Annotated in this window: 12 protein-coding genes, 4 tRNA genes and 1 pseudogene; 2 read left to right on the plus strand and 15 right to left on the minus strand. The window is 67.7% G+C overall.

Features of this window, described 5'->3' with window-relative positions; all coding sequences use genetic code 11:
- The first annotated feature begins 213 nt into the window (after positions 1-213).
- Complete coding sequence (locus tag ASD21_RS18305; RefSeq protein WP_056444661.1) at positions 214-3,024, plus strand: TonB-dependent receptor; 2,811 nt, start codon at positions 214-216, stop codon at positions 3,022-3,024.
- Positions 3,025-3,260: 236 nt separating this feature from the next.
- Here ASD21_RS18305 and ASD21_RS18310 read toward each other — a convergent pair.
- The 14 genes and pseudogenes from ASD21_RS18310 to ASD21_RS18370 all read right to left on the minus strand — a co-directional run bounded on the left by ASD21_RS18310 (position 3,261) and on the right by ASD21_RS18370 (position 12,937).
- A tRNA-Arg gene (locus ASD21_RS18310) sits at positions 3,261-3,337 on the minus strand.
- A 50-nt stretch (positions 3,338-3,387) separates the two neighbouring features.
- Positions 3,388-3,693: an ETC complex I subunit gene (locus ASD21_RS18315; RefSeq protein ID WP_056444663.1), complete on the minus strand. Its 306-nt coding sequence runs from the start codon at positions 3,691-3,693 to the stop codon at positions 3,388-3,390.
- A 47-nt stretch (positions 3,694-3,740) separates the two neighbouring features.
- A tRNA-Pro gene (locus ASD21_RS18320) sits at positions 3,741-3,817 on the minus strand.
- 60 nt (positions 3,818-3,877) lie between these two features.
- Positions 3,878-4,411, minus strand: coding sequence for a DUF192 domain-containing protein (locus ASD21_RS18325; RefSeq protein WP_442856983.1), 534 nt, complete (start codon positions 4,409-4,411; stop codon positions 3,878-3,880).
- Positions 4,412-4,526: 115 nt separating this feature from the next.
- Positions 4,527-5,132 (minus strand): stationary phase survival cold shock domain protein CspD, encoded by a 606-nt coding sequence (gene cspD / locus ASD21_RS18330; protein ID WP_056444669.1) that lies wholly within the window; start codon positions 5,130-5,132, stop codon positions 4,527-4,529.
- Positions 5,133-5,304: 172 nt separating this feature from the next.
- A tRNA-Glu gene (locus tag ASD21_RS18335) sits at positions 5,305-5,379 on the minus strand.
- Between the two features lie 54 nt (positions 5,380-5,433).
- Positions 5,434-5,508 (minus strand) — tRNA-Glu (locus ASD21_RS18340).
- A gap of 69 nt (positions 5,509-5,577) precedes the next feature.
- Positions 5,578-7,392: a single-stranded-DNA-specific exonuclease RecJ gene (recJ, locus tag ASD21_RS18345; RefSeq protein WP_056444672.1), complete on the minus strand. Its 1,815-nt coding sequence runs from the start codon at positions 7,390-7,392 to the stop codon at positions 5,578-5,580.
- Positions 7,393-7,656: 264 nt separating this feature from the next.
- Entirely contained in the window at positions 7,657-8,631 is a 975-nt protein-coding gene (locus ASD21_RS18350) for a class 1 fructose-bisphosphatase (protein WP_056444675.1), read from the minus strand.
- 51 nt (positions 8,632-8,682) lie between these two features.
- Positions 8,683-9,636, minus strand: coding sequence for a class II fructose-bisphosphatase (glpX, locus tag ASD21_RS18355; protein WP_056444678.1), 954 nt, complete (start codon positions 9,634-9,636; stop codon positions 8,683-8,685).
- Between the two features lie 53 nt (positions 9,637-9,689).
- Positions 9,690-10,979, minus strand: a complete 1,290-nt coding sequence (locus tag ASD21_RS18360; protein WP_056444681.1) for a homoserine dehydrogenase — start codon at positions 10,977-10,979, stop codon at positions 9,690-9,692.
- Positions 10,980-11,015: 36 nt separating this feature from the next.
- Positions 11,016-11,111 (minus strand): annotated as a pseudogene (locus ASD21_RS24860) (hypothetical protein); the annotation flags it as partial.
- 13 nt (positions 11,112-11,124) lie between these two features.
- The gene (locus ASD21_RS18365; protein ID WP_056444685.1) at positions 11,125-12,345 is read right to left on the minus strand and encodes an LL-diaminopimelate aminotransferase; all 1,221 of its coding nucleotides are present in this window, start codon (positions 12,343-12,345) and stop codon (positions 11,125-11,127) included.
- Positions 12,346-12,454: 109 nt separating this feature from the next.
- Positions 12,455-12,937 (minus strand): hypothetical protein, encoded by a 483-nt coding sequence (locus ASD21_RS18370; RefSeq protein WP_056444688.1) that lies wholly within the window; start codon positions 12,935-12,937, stop codon positions 12,455-12,457.
- A gap of 95 nt (positions 12,938-13,032) precedes the next feature.
- Here ASD21_RS18370 and ASD21_RS18375 point away from each other — a divergent pair, with 95 nt between their 5' ends.
- Positions 13,033-15,045 carry a class I poly(R)-hydroxyalkanoic acid synthase gene (locus ASD21_RS18375; protein WP_162250252.1) on the plus strand — a complete coding sequence of 671 codons (2,013 nt, stop codon included), beginning with the start codon at positions 13,033-13,035 and terminating at the stop codon, positions 15,043-15,045.
- Between the two features lie 215 nt (positions 15,046-15,260).
- On the opposite strand, the gene ASD21_RS18380 is transcribed toward ASD21_RS18375, so the two are convergent.
- Complete coding sequence (locus ASD21_RS18380; protein ID WP_056444692.1) at positions 15,261-15,629, minus strand: putative quinol monooxygenase; 369 nt, start codon at positions 15,627-15,629, stop codon at positions 15,261-15,263.
- Between the last annotated feature and the right edge of the window lie 23 nt (positions 15,630-15,652).

A 15,652-nucleotide genomic window follows, 5' to 3' on the forward strand; every position in this document is an offset into this window, starting at 1 on the left:
GGCCAAACCGTTGACAGAGTCGCGATTTCGGCCGGAAACGGCGCCAGCCGGAACAGAACCGGCGTTCATCGGTGCAGATCCTGCATCGGTCCATGCCCGATTAGGATTGGCCCCCGCGCCGAAGCCGCTCCTATCCTTTTCCCACAGCAAGAGGCCGGTTCGTCCGGCTTCCCACAAGAAAACGACCCGCGAACCGCGGGCATGGGAGGGAATATGGCGCTTCGAGTTTCACAGGGCCTGCGGACCATCCTGCACGGTGGCGCATCGGGCCTGGCGCTGGCCATGGCCGTGGCGACCGCCGCCGGCGCCCAAGAAGCCCAACCCGCCCAGCCTCCCGCCGAGCAGGCCTCCGAGGTCGAGGCGGTCGTCGTCACCGGCTTCCGGGCCAGCCTGGCCAGCGCCATCAACGTCAAGCGCAACGCCTCGGGCGTGGTCGACGCCATCAAGGCCGAGGACATCGCCCAGTTCCCCGACCTGAACCTGGCGGAGTCGCTGCAGCGCATCCCGGGCGTGTCCATCTCGCGCATCAACGGCGAAGGCCGGCAGATCTCGGTGCGCGGCCTGGGCTCGGAATACACCCGCGTCCGCATCAACGGCATGGAAGCCATCACCACCACCGGCGGCACGGCCAACAGCGGCGGCACAAACCGCGGTCGCGGCTTCGACTTCAACATCTTCGCCTCGGACCTGTTCAACAGCATCGCCGTGCGCAAGACGGCTTCGGCGGATGTCGAGGAAGGCTCGCTGGGCGCGACCGTAGACCTGGACACCGCCAGCCCGTTCGACAACCCCAAGCCGCAACTCGTGCTCTCGGCCCAGGCCAGCTACAACGACCTGGCCAAGGACGTCGGGCCCCGACTGTCGGCCCTGGCCAGCCGCACCTGGCGTGACGGCACGTTCGGCGCGCTGATCTCCGTCGCCTACGAGAACCGCCATCTGCTCGAGGAAGGCGCCAACATCACCCGCTGGACCTACGGCGGCAGCAACGGCGGCTTCAACGCGGCCTCGACCCTGCCCGGCTACACCCTGGCCCAGATCAACGACAGCAACCCCGCCACCGCCCTCTACCATCCGCGCATCCCGGCCTATGTCAGCTACGACATCGATTCCGAGCGGTTCGGAGCCAGCGGTTCGCTGCAATGGAAGCCGACCGACCGGACCAACGTCTCGTTCGACGCGCTCTATTCGTACCTGGCCGGCACGCGCAAGGAGGCGCAGCTGCAGGCGCTGGGCCTGTCGCGCGGCGGCTCCGGCAAGCCGCAGACCATCATCCGGGACGGCGTCGTCGATGCGAACCACAACCTGGTCTACGCCAAGCTCGACAATGTCGATCTGCGCACCCAGTCGGCCTATGACGAGCTGAACACCGAGTTCAAGCAGTTCACCCTGGCGGCCGATCACCGGTTCACCGACAAGTTCAAGGTCGGCGGCCTGCTCGGCTACGCGGACTCGACCTTCACCCAGCCGGTGTCGACGATCATCACCTTCGACCGGGCCAACAGCCAGGGCTACTCATACGACTTCCGGGGCGACCGCCTGCCGACCATCCTGCTGGGCTTCGACGCCACCAATCCAGCCAATTGGAGCGCCATCAACGGCACGTCGGAAGTGCGCCTGCGGCCGCAGTTCGTCGAGAACCAGTTCACCACCGGCAAGATCTTCGGTGAGTACGACTTCAACGACAACCTGACCCTCAAGGCCGGCGTGGATTTCCGTAAGTTCGAGTACGACAGCTACGGCCAGTACCGGACCAGCGAGACCGTCTCCCAGACCCTGACGCCCGCCCAGCTGGCCGCCGCCTCCAAGGTCTATTCGGGCTTCGGCAAGCACATGGGCCTGCCGGCCGGCAACGCCACCGCCTGGCTGGTGCCCGACATCGACGCCTACGCCCGGACCTACGGCATCTACAGCAACACCGGCATCTACGCCCTGACCAACACCAACAACAGCTCGGCGCGCGGCCAGTACGGCACGGTCGAGGAGAAGGACGCCGGCGCCTACCTCCAGGCCGAGTTCCGCTTCGACGCCTTCGGCCTGCCCTTCCGCGGCGACGCCGGCGTGCGCCAGGTCAACACCCAGCAGGAGTCGGGCGGCTACGCCGTCGTCAACAACGTGGTGCGGCTGGTCAATGTGCGGCGCGACTACGACATGACCCTGCCGTCCTTCAACCTGGCGGCCGACGTCACCGACACCGTCGTGGCCCGGATCAGCGCCGCCAAGACCATCTCGCGCCCGGGCATCGGCTCCCTTTCGCCGGGCGGCGACGTCGGCGTCCAGGGCGCCAACCGGACCTTCTCGTCCGGCAACCCGGATCTGGATCCGACCCAGTCCAAGAACCTCGACCTCTCCCTGGAATGGTATCCCTCGCAGGGCGCCATGCTGGCCGCCGGCGTGTTCTTCAAGCGGATCGACACCTTCGTCGCCACCCTGCGCACCCAGGCGCCCTACAACACCCTGGGCCTGCCGGACTCGCTGATCGCCGGCACCAGCGCCACCCCGACCGACATCTTCGACGTCACCCAGCCCGTCAACTCGAACGGCGGCGACCTGAAGGGCTTCGAGGTCAACTGGCAGCAGCCGCTGACCTTCCTGCCCGGCGCCTGGAGCCACCTCGGCTACATCCTCAACTACACCTTCGTGGACTCGAGCATCGAGTACCTGACCTCCACCACGCCCGGCGCGCCGACGGTCAACGCCACCCTCGTGGGCCTGTCCAAGCACGCCGCCAACGCCACGCTCTACTACGAGACCGACACCTGGAGCATCCGCGGCTCGGCCGCCTATCGTGACGGCTACCTGACCCAGGTGCCGGGCAACGACGGCAACGCCTATCACGGCACCAACTCGACCCTGAACATCGACGCCCAGGCCAGCTTCAACATCCGCCCCAACCTCAAGCTGAGCATCGAGGGCGTCAACCTGACCGACGAGTTCAACGATCAGTTCGTCGGCGACAGCAACCGCCTGAACGTCCACACCCACAGCGGCCGGACCTATTTCCTGGGTCTTCGCTACAGCTACTAGGGCGCGGTTCTTCCCCCCGACCCAACGCCCTGGTTGCGGCGCCGGCTTGTCCAGCCGGCGCCGCGCTCGTGCAAGGCTCCCCGCCGCCAGCCTTGAGCGTCGAGGTCGCGCCAGGTCCAGCCTGAAGCCTTTCGCTCGGCGGACCTTCCAACAAGCGGGCTTTCCCAGGGGTCGAGAAGAGGCGAGAGCGACCCGATCGCCTCCATCGGCCTGCGGGATCGCACAATCGACGGGGTTGGCGCGCCCTGCTGGATTCGAACCAGCGACCGCTCGCTTAGAAGGCGAGTGCTCTATCCAGCTGAGCTAAGGGCGCGGACCCCCGAGGGGGACCTTGGAGAACCGTGGAAACTTGAGGCGTAAAGCCTAGTGCGTCCAGGGCTGGCGGCGGCCGGCGGCGAAGTTGTCGGCGTAGGCCTTGATGATCCGCTTGGGCGTCTTGGGCTCGAACAGCTGGAACGAGATCTCATGACGCTGGGCGTAGGCCACGGCCTCGTCGCGGGTCTCGAAGTTCAGGCGCACCTGGCCGTTCATGTCGCTCGACTGGGTCCAGCCCATCAGCGGGTCCGAACGTCTGGCCGAGGCCGGTTCGAACTCCAGCACCCAATCCTTGGTCTTGGCCTTGCCCGACTGCATGGCGGTCTTGGCGGGGCGGTAGATGCGCGCGAGCATGAAAGCCTCTCCAGGTCGAACGGCGCCCCTTCGAAAAGGGGCTTAGGTGGTCGGAGCGGCAGGATTTGAACCTGCGACCCTCTGGTCCCAAACCAGATGCGCTACCAGGCTGCGCTACGCTCCGAAACACCGAGCGGGTGCTCTACAGGGCTTCGTCGCCGGGAGCAAACGGAACGGGCACGCTTCAGCCTTTGGGGAAGATTTTGTTGAGCACCCGATCGCCCGGCAGGATGCCCAGCTGCGCGGCGCGGCCGCCGGGGATCTCCAGAACGCCGCGAATGATCCCGCCCGAGGGGATCGGCGTCTCGTCATGCGGCACGGCGTTGCGGGCGATCGACAGCACCCGGCCGTCGGGCGCGATGTAGATGATGTCCAGCGGGATCAGGGTGTTCTTCATCCAGAACGCCGCGCGCTGGGGCGGATTGTACGGGAACAGCATGCCGCGGTCGGGCGCCAGCGACTTGCGGAACATCAGGCCCCGCTCCTGCTCGGCCTTGGTCACGGCCAGCTCCACGGTGAACTTGACCCGCCCGCGACTGGTCAGGATCTCGACGGTGTCGAGCTTGGCCGAAGGCTTGGCGGCGCCATGGACGGCCACGGGGGCCGGCTTGGGCTTGGCCTGCCAGGCCTGGGCCGGAGCCGCGATCAGGGCGCTGGAGAACAGGGCCAGGACGACCAGCGCCAGGGCCCGTCGTCCGATCGTCGTCATCAAGGTCACGCGCGCCTCATCATCCTCGCCGCGTCCCGCGACGCGGCGATCCTACGACGCCCCGCGCGGATATCGAAGCGAGTCGATGGCGAAAGCCGGTCCTGGAGAATACGCCCTCGCGCGCCTAGTCCTCGCCGGCGGTGATCTCGGCGACCACCAGGCCCTTGGGGCCCTCGGCGAAGCGCACCATCACGTCGTCGCCCGGCTGCAGGTCTTCCAGACCGCCGCGACGCAGGGTCTCGATATGCACGAAGATGTCGCCCGGCTGGCCGTCGCGGACGACGAAGCCGTAGCCCTTGGTGCGGTTGAACCATTTGACCTTGGCGCGCTCGGCCGGGCCCACGGGCTCCAGCGCCTGGCGGCCGCTGTCGATGCCGGACCGGAAGCCGTGATCGCGGCGCAGGCCCATGCCGCCGTCGCCGAACGACCGCTTGGGCCGCTCCATCGGCGCGCTGGCGGCGCTTTCGTCCAGGTCCACGACCTCGGACACCTGCCAGCCCTTGGGGCGCTTGACCACGTCGCAGACGATGATCGCGCCCTCCAGCGCCGTCTCCCGACCACAGTTGCGCAGGGACGTGACGTGCAGCAGCACGTCCTTCAGGCCGGTCTGGCCTGGATCGTCGGGGACGATGAAACCGTACCCCTTCCCCGTATCGAACCACTTCACGCGACCGCTGATACGCACGAATTCCTCGTGCGATCCCGAGTCCTCGAAATCGAAACCAGACATTCCGCCCCTCTGGCTCGCCCAGACAGCCCAGGGGGCGAGCACCACAGAATAACACTGTTCTCGCGAGAGGAGAGCCGTCAATAACCAATTGAAGCGGAACGGCGATCAGAAACCTCGCGCGACATTTCGTCGCAGCGGCTAAACCGACATAAACCTGAAATGGCCGTGGGGGTGGTAGTCCCTAGGGGAGTCGAACCCCTCTCTCCAGAATGAAAATCTGGCGTCCTAACCGATAGACGAAGGGACCACGGCGCCTGCATTAGGCGGGTATTCGCATGTAAAGTCTAAGTAGGCTTCGCGGTGGTAGTCCCTAGGGGAGTCGAACCCCTCTCTCCAGAATGAAAATCTGGCGTCCTAACCGATAGACGAAGGGACCACGTGGCCGCGAAGAGCAGGCGATATACAAAGCTTCCCCCCACGGCGCAAGCGACCGAGAGCAGTTTTTTCAAGTCATTCGCATGCGGGGGTCGGCGACGTCCTCGATCTCCAGCTGGACCCCTTCCCGGCCCATATAATCGTCCGGTTTCAGACGGCCCACGACGTGCAGGGCGCCGCCGCCGGCCAGCAGGCGCTCCCCCAGGGGGGTCTCGGCCGAGCGCCAGGAGATCGCCTTGATTCGGTCGCCCGACGGTCCGACCAGGTCGACCCGCACATGGCCGCCCTTCATCGCCATCATCCGCTCGGGCCGAACGCCGGCCAGGGCGAACATCGGCTCGGGGTTGCCCGGACCGAACGGGGCCAGCTGCTGGAACTCGGTCCAGAGGGCGCGATTGGCGGCCCGAGGCTGGACCAGGGCGTCGATCTCGACCCCCTCGACGCCCACGGCCTCCATCTCGCCGGCCAGGCGCTCTTCCAGGAAGGCGCGGAGTTCCGGGATCGAATCCGGGCGGATCGACAGGCCCGCCGCCATGGCGTGGCCGCCGCCGGCCATCAGCAGGCCCGCCTCGAAGGCCGCCTGGATCGCCGCGCCCAGATTGACTCCCGGCTGCGAACGGCCCGAGCCCTTGCCGACATTGGCCGCGCGATCGATGCCGATCACCACCACGGGCTTGCGATAGCGCTCGCGCAGGCGGCCGGCGACGATGCCGATCACCCCGGGGTGCCACCCCTCCCCCGCCACCACGATCACCGGGGCGTCGGGATTGAAATTGCTGCCCCGCTCCAGCACGGCGGCGGCTTCCTCGACCACGGCGGCCTCGACCGCCTTGCGCTCGGTGTTGAGGCCGTCCAGCTCCTCGGCCAGCATGCGGGCCTCTTCCGGATCGTCCGTGGACAGCAGGCGCGCGCCGAGGTCCGAGCGGCCGATCCGTCCGCCGGCGTTGATGCGCGGTCCCAGGATGAAGCCGGCGTGGAACACCGAGGCGGGTCCCGAGCCCTTGCCGACCTCGAACAGCGCCTTCAGGCCCGGATTGCCCCAGCTGGACATGGTCCGCAGGCCCAGGGTGGTCAGGGCGCGGTTGAAGCCGACCAGCTGGGTGACGTCGCAGACCTCGCCCATGGCCACCAGGTCCAGCCATTGGCGCAGATCCGGCTGCGGCCGCTCGTCGGTGAACAGGCCGCGCTTGCGGGCCTCGCGGTTGAGGGCGGCCAGCAGCACGAAGGTGACCCCGGCGGCGGCGAGCACCCCCTGCCCGCTCTGGCAGCCCGGCCGGTTGGGATTGACCACGGCGGCGGCGGCCGGCGGGTCCTCGCGCATCAGGTGGTGGTCGATCACCACGACCTCGAGCCCGATGGTGGCGGCGCTGGCGATGGCGTCATAGGCCGCCGCCCCGCAGTCCAGGGTGACGACCAGCTCGGCGCCGGTGTCGCGGATGGTCTTGAAGGCCGCCGGGCTGGGGCCGTAGCCCTCGGTCAGGCGGTCGGGAATGTAGATGGGCAGCTCGACGCCCATGTAACGGAACCAGCGCACCAGCTGGGCCGCGCTGGTGGCGCCGTCGACGTCGTAGTCGGCGAACACCATGGTTGAGCGGCCGCTTTCCAGCGCGTCGATCAGGATCTCGGCGGCCCGGTCCATGTCGGTGAAGCTGGAGGGATCGGGGAACAGCGCCTTCAGGGTGGGCCGCAGATAGTGCTCGGCCGCGTCGACGCCGACGCCGCGCGAGGCCAGGGCCCGGGCCAGGGGCTCGGACAGGCCGTGGACCTGCTGGTGGCTGCGGACGATCGCCGCGTCGGCGGGCCGCTCGCGCCAGGCCCGGCCGCTGATCGAGCGGGAAACGTCGAGGAAGTGGCCCGTATCGAGCGAAGCGTGTCCGTCGGCCATGGCTCAGCCCCCCCGCGCGGGAAGACGGCCGGAAATGCTGAGCTTGGCTGTCGTGGTCATCTCCCGAGCCTACGCGCTTAGGCGGATTCGCTCCATGCGGCGCGAGGTCGGAAGATAGGGCGTTGGTGCGTCAGAAACGGACGCGGCTGATCCGAAACCTCGTCCTTCGACAAGCTCAGGATGAGGTTTCTACTGAACAGCCCTTCCACTAGCCCTCATCCTGAGCTTGTCGAAGGACGAGGGCGGTCCCGCCGGCGATGGCCCTCAGGTCGCCGACATCTCCGCCACCAGCGCCACCTCGTTGGCCGAACCCAGCACCACGGGCACCCGCTGGTGCAGCTTGGTCGGCCGCAGGTCGAGGATCGGCGTCTTGCCGTCGGTCGACTGGCCGCCCGCCCGCTCGACGATCAGCGACATCGGGTTGGCTTCGTACAGCAGGCGCAGCTTGCCCGGCTTGTCGGGCTCGCGGGCGTCCCACGGGTACATGAAGATCCCGCCGCGCATCAGGATGCGGTGGACGTCGGCCACCATCGAGGCGACCCAGCGCATGTTGAAGTTCTTGGCCCGCGGGCCCGACTTGCCCTGCAGGCAGCCGTCGATGTAGCGCCGCACCGGCTCGGCCCAGTGACGCTGGTTGGACATGTTGATCGCGAACTCGGCGGTGTCGGCCGGGACGGCGATGGTCGGGTGGGTCAGCCGCCAGGCGCCGTCGGCGTCGAGCGTGAAGCCGACCACGCCCTTGGACAGGGTCAGCACCAGCATGGTCTGCGGGCCGTAGACGGCGTAGCCGGCGGCGACCTGCTGGCGGCCCGGCAGCAGGAAGTCGGCTTCGGTGGGGGCCACGCCGGCCGGCGCGGGCAGGATCGAGAAGATCGTGCCGACCGACACGTTGACGTCGATGTTGCTGGACCCGTCCAGCGGATCGAAGGTCACCAGGAAGCCGCCGACGGCCCCGGTGGTCTCGATCACCTCCAGCTCCTCGGACGCCAGGCCGGCCACCAGCGGGCAATCGTTCAGCGCGTCGCGCAGGATGTCGTTGGTGATGATGTCGAGCTTCTTCTGCTCTTCGTCCTGGACATTGACCTGGCCGGCCGCGCCCAGGCTGCCGGAGATCGCGCCCGAGGCCACGACCTTGCTGATCTGGGCGCAGGCCCCGGCGATCACCTCGACGACGGCCTTCACCTCGTCGCCAGCCGGCTCCTGGGCGAGCCATCCGGCGAGATCGGTCAGCGTGGTCATACGGGGCCTCGTAGGGAAGATGAGATTCGCGCGGGCGACCTTAGCCGAGGCCTAGGCCTTCCGCTTCATGCGGACTTCGCGCACCGTGCCGGTCGATGAATTCATGACCAGCGTGTGGGTGTGGACGAAGCCGTCCTTGAAGGTCACGCCGTCCAGCAGGTTGCCCCAGGTGACGCCGGTGGCCGCGAAGATCGCGTCGGCGCGGACGATCTCGTGCAGGTCGTACTTCTTGTCGAGCTCGGTGATGCCCCACTTGGCGGCCCGGGCGCGTTCGTCGCCATTGCGGAACAGCAGGCGCCCCTGGAACTGGCCGCCGACGCATTTCAGCGCCGCGCAGGCCAGCACGCCCTCGGGCGCGCCGCCGGAGCCGACGTAGAGGTCGATGCCTGTCGAGGGATCGGTGGTGGCGATCACCCCGGCCACGTCGCCGTCGGTGATCAGATTGACCCGCGCGCCCACCGAGCGGACGCTGGCGATGATCTCGGCGTGGCGCGGACGGTCCAGCACGCAGACGGTGATCTGCTCGGGCGCGACGCCCTTGGCGGCGGCCACGGCCTTGATGTTGTCGGCGGGCGACTTGTCCAGGTCGATCACCCCGGCCGGCAGGCCCGGACCGCAGGCGATCTTGTCCATGTAGGTGTCGGGGGCGTTCAGCAGGCTGCCCTTGGGCGCCCAGGCCATGACGGCCAACGCGTTGGGCATGGCCTTGGCCGTCAGAGTGGTGCCTTCCAGCGGGTCCAGGGCGATGTCGATCTTCGGGCCTTTGCCGGTGCCGACCTTCTCGCCGATGTAGAGCATGGGCGCCTCGTCGCGCTCGCCCTCGCCGATCACGATCTCGCCGTCGATCGCCAGTTCGTTCAGCGCGTTGCGCATGGCGTCGACCGCGGCCTGGTCGGCCGCCATCTCGTCGCCCCGGCCGACCATCGACCATGAAGCGATGGCGGCGGCTTCGGTCACGCGAACCGCGTCCAGGACCAGCGCGCGGTCCAGGGTCTTCGAACTCATCAACGTCTCCCAGCCTATGCGAGGCTTTCCGTGCCGACCGCTTGGCGCGGTTCTCAGATGCGCGCGACGCGCAAAAGGCGGGGACGCTCTAGCACGGCGTGCAGTTTTTCGATGCGACTAATCGCGTCGAGGAGATTGGATTCGGGAGTCGCATGCGTGACGAGCACGATCGGGACGCCGCCCGCGCCCTCGACGGGCTTCTGCAGGAAACTGTCGATCGAGACCGTGCATTCGGCCAGGGTCTCGGAGATGGCGGCGATGGCGCCCGGCTCGTCGCGGACCATGATCCGCAGATAGGCCTTGCCCACCGAACGGGCCGGATCGACGGCCACGAACGGCTTCAGCTGGCCGGCCGGGGCCTGGAACACCGGACGCTTGGCGCCGGTCATCACGTCGGCGATGTCGGCGGCCACGGCGGCGGCGGTCGGGCCCGCGCCCGCGCCCGGGCCCTGGATGAAGATCCGGCCGATCCGCTTGCCCTCGATGAACAGCGCGTTGAGCGCCCCGCCCGCCTGGGCCAGCGGATGCTCCAGCGGCACCAGCGACGGATGCACTTTCACCGACACGCCGTCGTCGCTCTTGGCCGCGCCCGCCACCAGCTTGATGCGATAGCCCAGGTCCTTGGCCAGCTTGATGTCCAGCAGCTCGACCTCGCTGATGCCTTCGATCTCGGCGGCGCCGAAGTCGGGCGCGCAGCCGAAGGCCAGGGCGGCCAGGATGCTGATCTTGTGGCCGGCGTCGAAGCCGCCGACGTCCATGGTCGGGTCGGCCTCGGCGTAGCCCAGGCCCTGGGCCTCGCGCAGCACGTCGGCGAAATCGCGGCCGGTCTTCTCCATCTCGCTGAGGATGAAGTTGCAGGTGCCGTTGAGGATGCCGGCCACGCCGATCACCTCGTCACCGACCATGGCCTCGCGCAGCATCTTCACGGCCGGCGTGCCGCCCATGACCGCCGCTTCGAACAGCAGCGGCGCGTCGTTGGCCTCGGCCAGGGCGGCCAGTTCGGCGCCGTGCTCGGCGATCAGGGCCTTGTTGGCGGTGACCACCGGCTTGCCCAGCTTCAGGGCCGCCTCGACGGCGGCCTTGGCCGGACCGTCGCTGCCGCCGACCAGCTCGACGAAAAGGTCCACGTCCGGCGACGAAGCCAGGGCCACTGGATCGTCGAACCAGGTCAGGCCCGAGATGTCGACCGTACGCGGTCGCGACTTGGAGCGGGCCGAGACCGCCGTCACCACGGCCCGGTCGCCGGCGGGGGCGAAGTCCGGCTGCTCGGCCAGGAACTGCAGCAGCCCTCCGCCGACGGTGCCGAGGCCGGCGACGCCGACGCGCCAGGTTTTCTGGGTCATGTTCGCGTTCCTAGTTCGTACGAAACTTCTAGCGCCGAGGGTCCGCCCTCGCCCTTCGACAAGCTCAGGATGAGGGCTACTTGCGATGTGTCAGTGGAAATCCTCATCCTGAGCTTGTCGAAGGACGAGGATTTCGGTCCCGCCGCTAGACCTGTTCCATCTTGTTGTGCGCCTTGGCCAGGATGGTGTCGGCGTTGGCGATGAACTTCTTGACGTTGCGGGCGGCCTGCTTGATCCGCTGCTCGTTCTCGACGAGGCCGATGCGCACATAGCCCTCGCCGTATTCGCCGAAGCCGATGCCGGGGGCCACGGCGACACCGGCCTCCTCGATCAGCAGACGCGAGAACAGCATCGAGCCGGCCGCTTCGAACTGCGGGGGGATCTTGGCCCAGGCGAACATCGAGGCCGGCGGGTTGGGGATCTCCCAGCCGGCGCGCTTCATCGACGACACCAGGGTGTCGCGACGGCCCTTGTAGATGGCGCGGATCTCGTCGACGCAGTCCTGCGGGCCGTTCAGCGCGGCGGCCGCGGCCACCTGCACCGGGGTGTAGGCGCCGTAGTCCAGGTAGGACTTCACCCGGGCCAGGGCCGCGCAGATCCGGGCGTTGCCGACCACCATGCCCACGCGCCAGCCGGCCATGGCGTAGGTCTTCGACAGCGAGTTGACCTCGACGGCGATGTCCTTGGCCCCGTCGACCTGCAGGATCGAGGGCGGCGGATTGTTGTCGAAATAGATCTCGCCATAGGCCACGTCGCTGATCACCAGCAGCTCGTGCTTTTTCGCCAGGGCGACGGCGTCCTTGTAGAAGTCCAGGTCCACCCATTGCGCCGTCGGGTTGGACGGATAGGACAGGATCAGCACGCTGGCCGGCGGCACCGAGTGCTTGGCCGCGCGGCTGATGTTGGACAGGTACTGCTCGGGGGTCAGGGCCGGCACGTGGCGGATGACGCCGCCGGCCATGATGAAGCCGAAGGCGTGGATCGGATAGGCCGGGTTCGGACAGATGACCACGTCGCCCGGGGCGGTCAGGGCCTGGGCCAGGTTGGCGAAGCCTTCCTTGGAGCCCAGGGTGGCGATCACCTCGGTGTCAGGGTTCAGCTTCACGCCGAACCGGCGGCCGTAATAGCCGGCCATGGCCTTGCGCAGACCGGCGATGCCCTTGGACGCCGAATAGCGACCGGCCTTGGGGTCGCGCGCGGTTTCGATCAGCTTGTCGACGATATGCTTGGGCGTGGGCATGTCGGGATTGCCCATCCCGAAGTCGATGATGTCGACGCCCTCGGCGCGCAGGCGCGCCTTGATCTTGTTCACTTCTTCGAAGACGTAAGGCGGCAGGCGACGGATGCGGTGGAAATCGGAGGTCATGAAATGCTCATTGCGCCGCAGCGGCGCGCCGGGAGCGGATGTCGGGCATGGATAGACCCCGAGCGGGGCATAGCCAAGCCAGTTACGGGAATTTTATGCCTCCGTCGCCCTATTGGGGCTTGGACGGAGGCGCGATAGCTCGGTCGCGCGCCGCCTTTGCGAAGGCTTCGGTCGCGGCGCGGTCGGCGTCGGTGGGAATGTCGCTCGGCGGGGCCTTGCCCAGCTTGCGGGCCTTGGACGCGTAGCCTTCGGTGTCGGACAGGGTCCAGGTGCTGGGCGCGGTCTCGCGCTTCAGCTTGTCGGCGGCCACTTTTTCAGCGCCGACAGCCTTCTTGAACTCGACGGGCGTGCGCACGTCGGTCGGAATCGGCGGGATGTCGATGAAGCGCGGCGCGCTGGCGTGCTTGGAATCCTGGGCCGCGGCGTTGGCCGCGGCGGCCACCGGCGAGCTGGGATCGGCCGGCGGCGGCGAGAACGGCGACATCGAAGACATCGACGAGGCGCACGCGGTCAGTCCCGCCAGCAGGCCGATCAGAGCCGCGCCGCGAAAGAGTACGCCAAGACGTACGATTTTACCGGTTTCGTCGTTCATCTTGTCTCAGGTCTTATGCGATGATCGCGGCGAGCGAAAGGCCATCCGCACCGCTCAGGCGAGATGGCCCAAGACAAGACGGTGGAAGGAAGTCCATGGCCACGACCGAAACCTCCCCCAAACCGCGTAAAAGGCCCGCCGCCAAGGCGGACGCGGCGCCAGGCGCCGCCAAGACCAAGACCAAGGCCGCCCCGAAGGTTCCGCCGAAAGTCGACCTCGCGCCGGACTCTCGGGTCAAGGCCGCCGAATCGGCCACGCGCCCGGCCGATCGCGATCCACCGCCAGTCGCGACCGCCCTGCCCGATTTCGAAGTCTTCCTGTCGCCCGACCAGCGCCAGATGCTGGAGACGCTGTCGGCCAACCTGGCCCGCGCCGCCGTCACCGCCCAGGGCGCGATCGCCGAGGCCGCCCTGCGCCAGGCCGACCGCCCCGCGGCCCTCAGCCCCGACCCCTTCCACGTCGGCCCCGCCTTCAACGAAGTGATGACCAGCCTGGCCGCCCAGCCCGACCGGCTGCTGCGCGCTCAAGCCGACCTGTTCAGCCGCTACATGGACCTGTGGCAGTCCACCGCCCGCAAGATGACCGGCGAGCCGACCCAGCCCGTGGTCGCCCCCGCCCAGGGCGACAAGCGGTTCAGCGACCCCGACTGGGCGTCCAACCCGATGTTCGACATGATGAAGCAGAGCTACCTGCTGTCGTCGAACTGGCTGAACGACCTGGTCTCGCAGGCCGACGGCGTCGATCCGAACGTCAAGCGCCGGGTCGAGTTCTTCACCAAGATGCTGACCGACGCCTTCTCGCCGTCGAACTTCCTGATCTCCAACCCCGCCGCCCTGCGCGAGGTGATGCAGAGCAAGGGCGAGAGCCTGGTGCGCGGCATGGAGAACTTCGCCGCCGACCTGGAGCGCGGCGGCGGACAACTGGCCATCAGCCAGACGGACCTGGCCAAGTTCAAGGTCGGCGAGAACGTCGCCACCGCCCCGGGCAAGGTCGTCTATCAGAACGACATCCTGCAGCTGCTGCAGTTCGCCCCGACCACCGAGACGGTGTACGAGATCCCGCTGCTGATCTTCCCGCCGTGGATCAACAAGTTCTACATCCTGGACCTGCGGCCCGAGAATTCGATGATCCGCTGGCTGACCGACCAGGGCTTCACGGTGTTCGTCGCCTCGTGGGTCAATCCCGACAGCCGCCAGGCCGACAAGACCTTCGAGGACTACATGTTCGAGGGGATCTACGACGCCAGCCAGCAGGTCATGACCCAGACCGGCGTCAACAAGGTCAACACCGTCGGCTACTGCATCGGGGGCACGCTGCTGTCCTGCGCCCTGGCCCACATGGCCGCCAAAGGGGATAAACGGATAAGCTCGGCCACCTTCTTCGCCGCCCAGCAGGACTTTTCCGAGGCCGGCGACCTGCTGCTGTTCACCGACGAGGCCTGGATCAAGACCATCGAGGAGCAGATCGACCGCCAGGGCGGCTACCTGCCCAGCCAGTCGATGGCCGACACCTTCAACAGCCTGCGCGGCAACGACCTGATCTGGTCGTTCTTCATCAACAACTACCTGATGGGCAAGGAGCCGCGGCCGTTCGACCTGCTGTTCTGGAACGCCGACCAGACGCGCATGCCCAAGGCCCTGCACCTCTACTACCTGCGCAATTTCTACAAGGACAACGCCCTGACCCAGGGCCATCTGACCCTGGGCGGCGAGAAGCTGGACCTGTCTAAGGTCAAGATCCCGATCTATGTGCAGTCATCCAAGGACGACCACATCGCGCCGTTTCGCAGCGTCTATCGCGGCGCCCGGGCGTTCGGCGGGCCGGTGACCTTCACCATGGCCGGCTCGGGCCACATCGCCGGGGTGATCAATCATCCCGACGCCAACAAGTACCAGCACTGGACCAACGAGTATCTGCCCGGTTCGGTCGAGGGCTGGCGGGCCGGCGCGGTCGAGCATCCCGGCTCCTGGTGGCCGCACTGGGCGGCGTGGCTGAAGGCCAAGTCCGGCAAGCAGGTCCCGGCCCGCGACCCGGCCAAGGGCGCCCTCAAGCCGATCGAGGACGCCCCCGGCAGCTTCGTGCGGGTGCGGTCGAACCCGACGGCCTAGATCGTATCGACATCCAGCGTCCGGGACGAAAACCTCGTCCTTCGACAAGCTCAGGATGAGGTTCCTCCACAGCCCAGGCCTCTAAATGGTCCTCATCCCGAGCCTGTCGAAGGACGAGGACCACGCGCCTGAGCTTGAAGGTTGTACGCCCTAGCCCAAACCGTCGTCGTCCCCCGAACAAATCGCAAGACGACGGCGGTTGGCGAAGCGTGTTTTCAAACCACGCCGACCTCGTAGGCCAACTCGACCGGCATGGCCTCCGTGCTTTCGACCAGCCCGCCCGAGCGCTCGAGGTGTTCGACGAAGCGCGGGTCGCGCCGGAAGGCCTGAGCGTGCTCGGCCGTGTCGAAGGCCGAGACCAGCACCACCGCGTCGCGCTCCGGCGAGACGAACATCCGGCTGCCGGCCACGCCAGGAACCGTGCCTCGGATCCGCTCCAGATGCGCCATTTGCAGGGCCATGAACTCTTCGAAGCGGCCGGGCTTGATGCGGATGACGTTGACGCCGAGGACCGGTCGCGGGGTCGGAGCCTCCGCGAGCACGGCGGCGACGGTGGCGCGGTCGGGAACGGTGAGCGTGGTCATGGTGGCTCCTGGAAGGGCGTTTG

The organism is Caulobacter sp. Root1455, from assembly GCF_001426905.1.
Classification (GTDB): domain Bacteria; phylum Pseudomonadota; class Alphaproteobacteria; order Caulobacterales; family Caulobacteraceae; genus Caulobacter.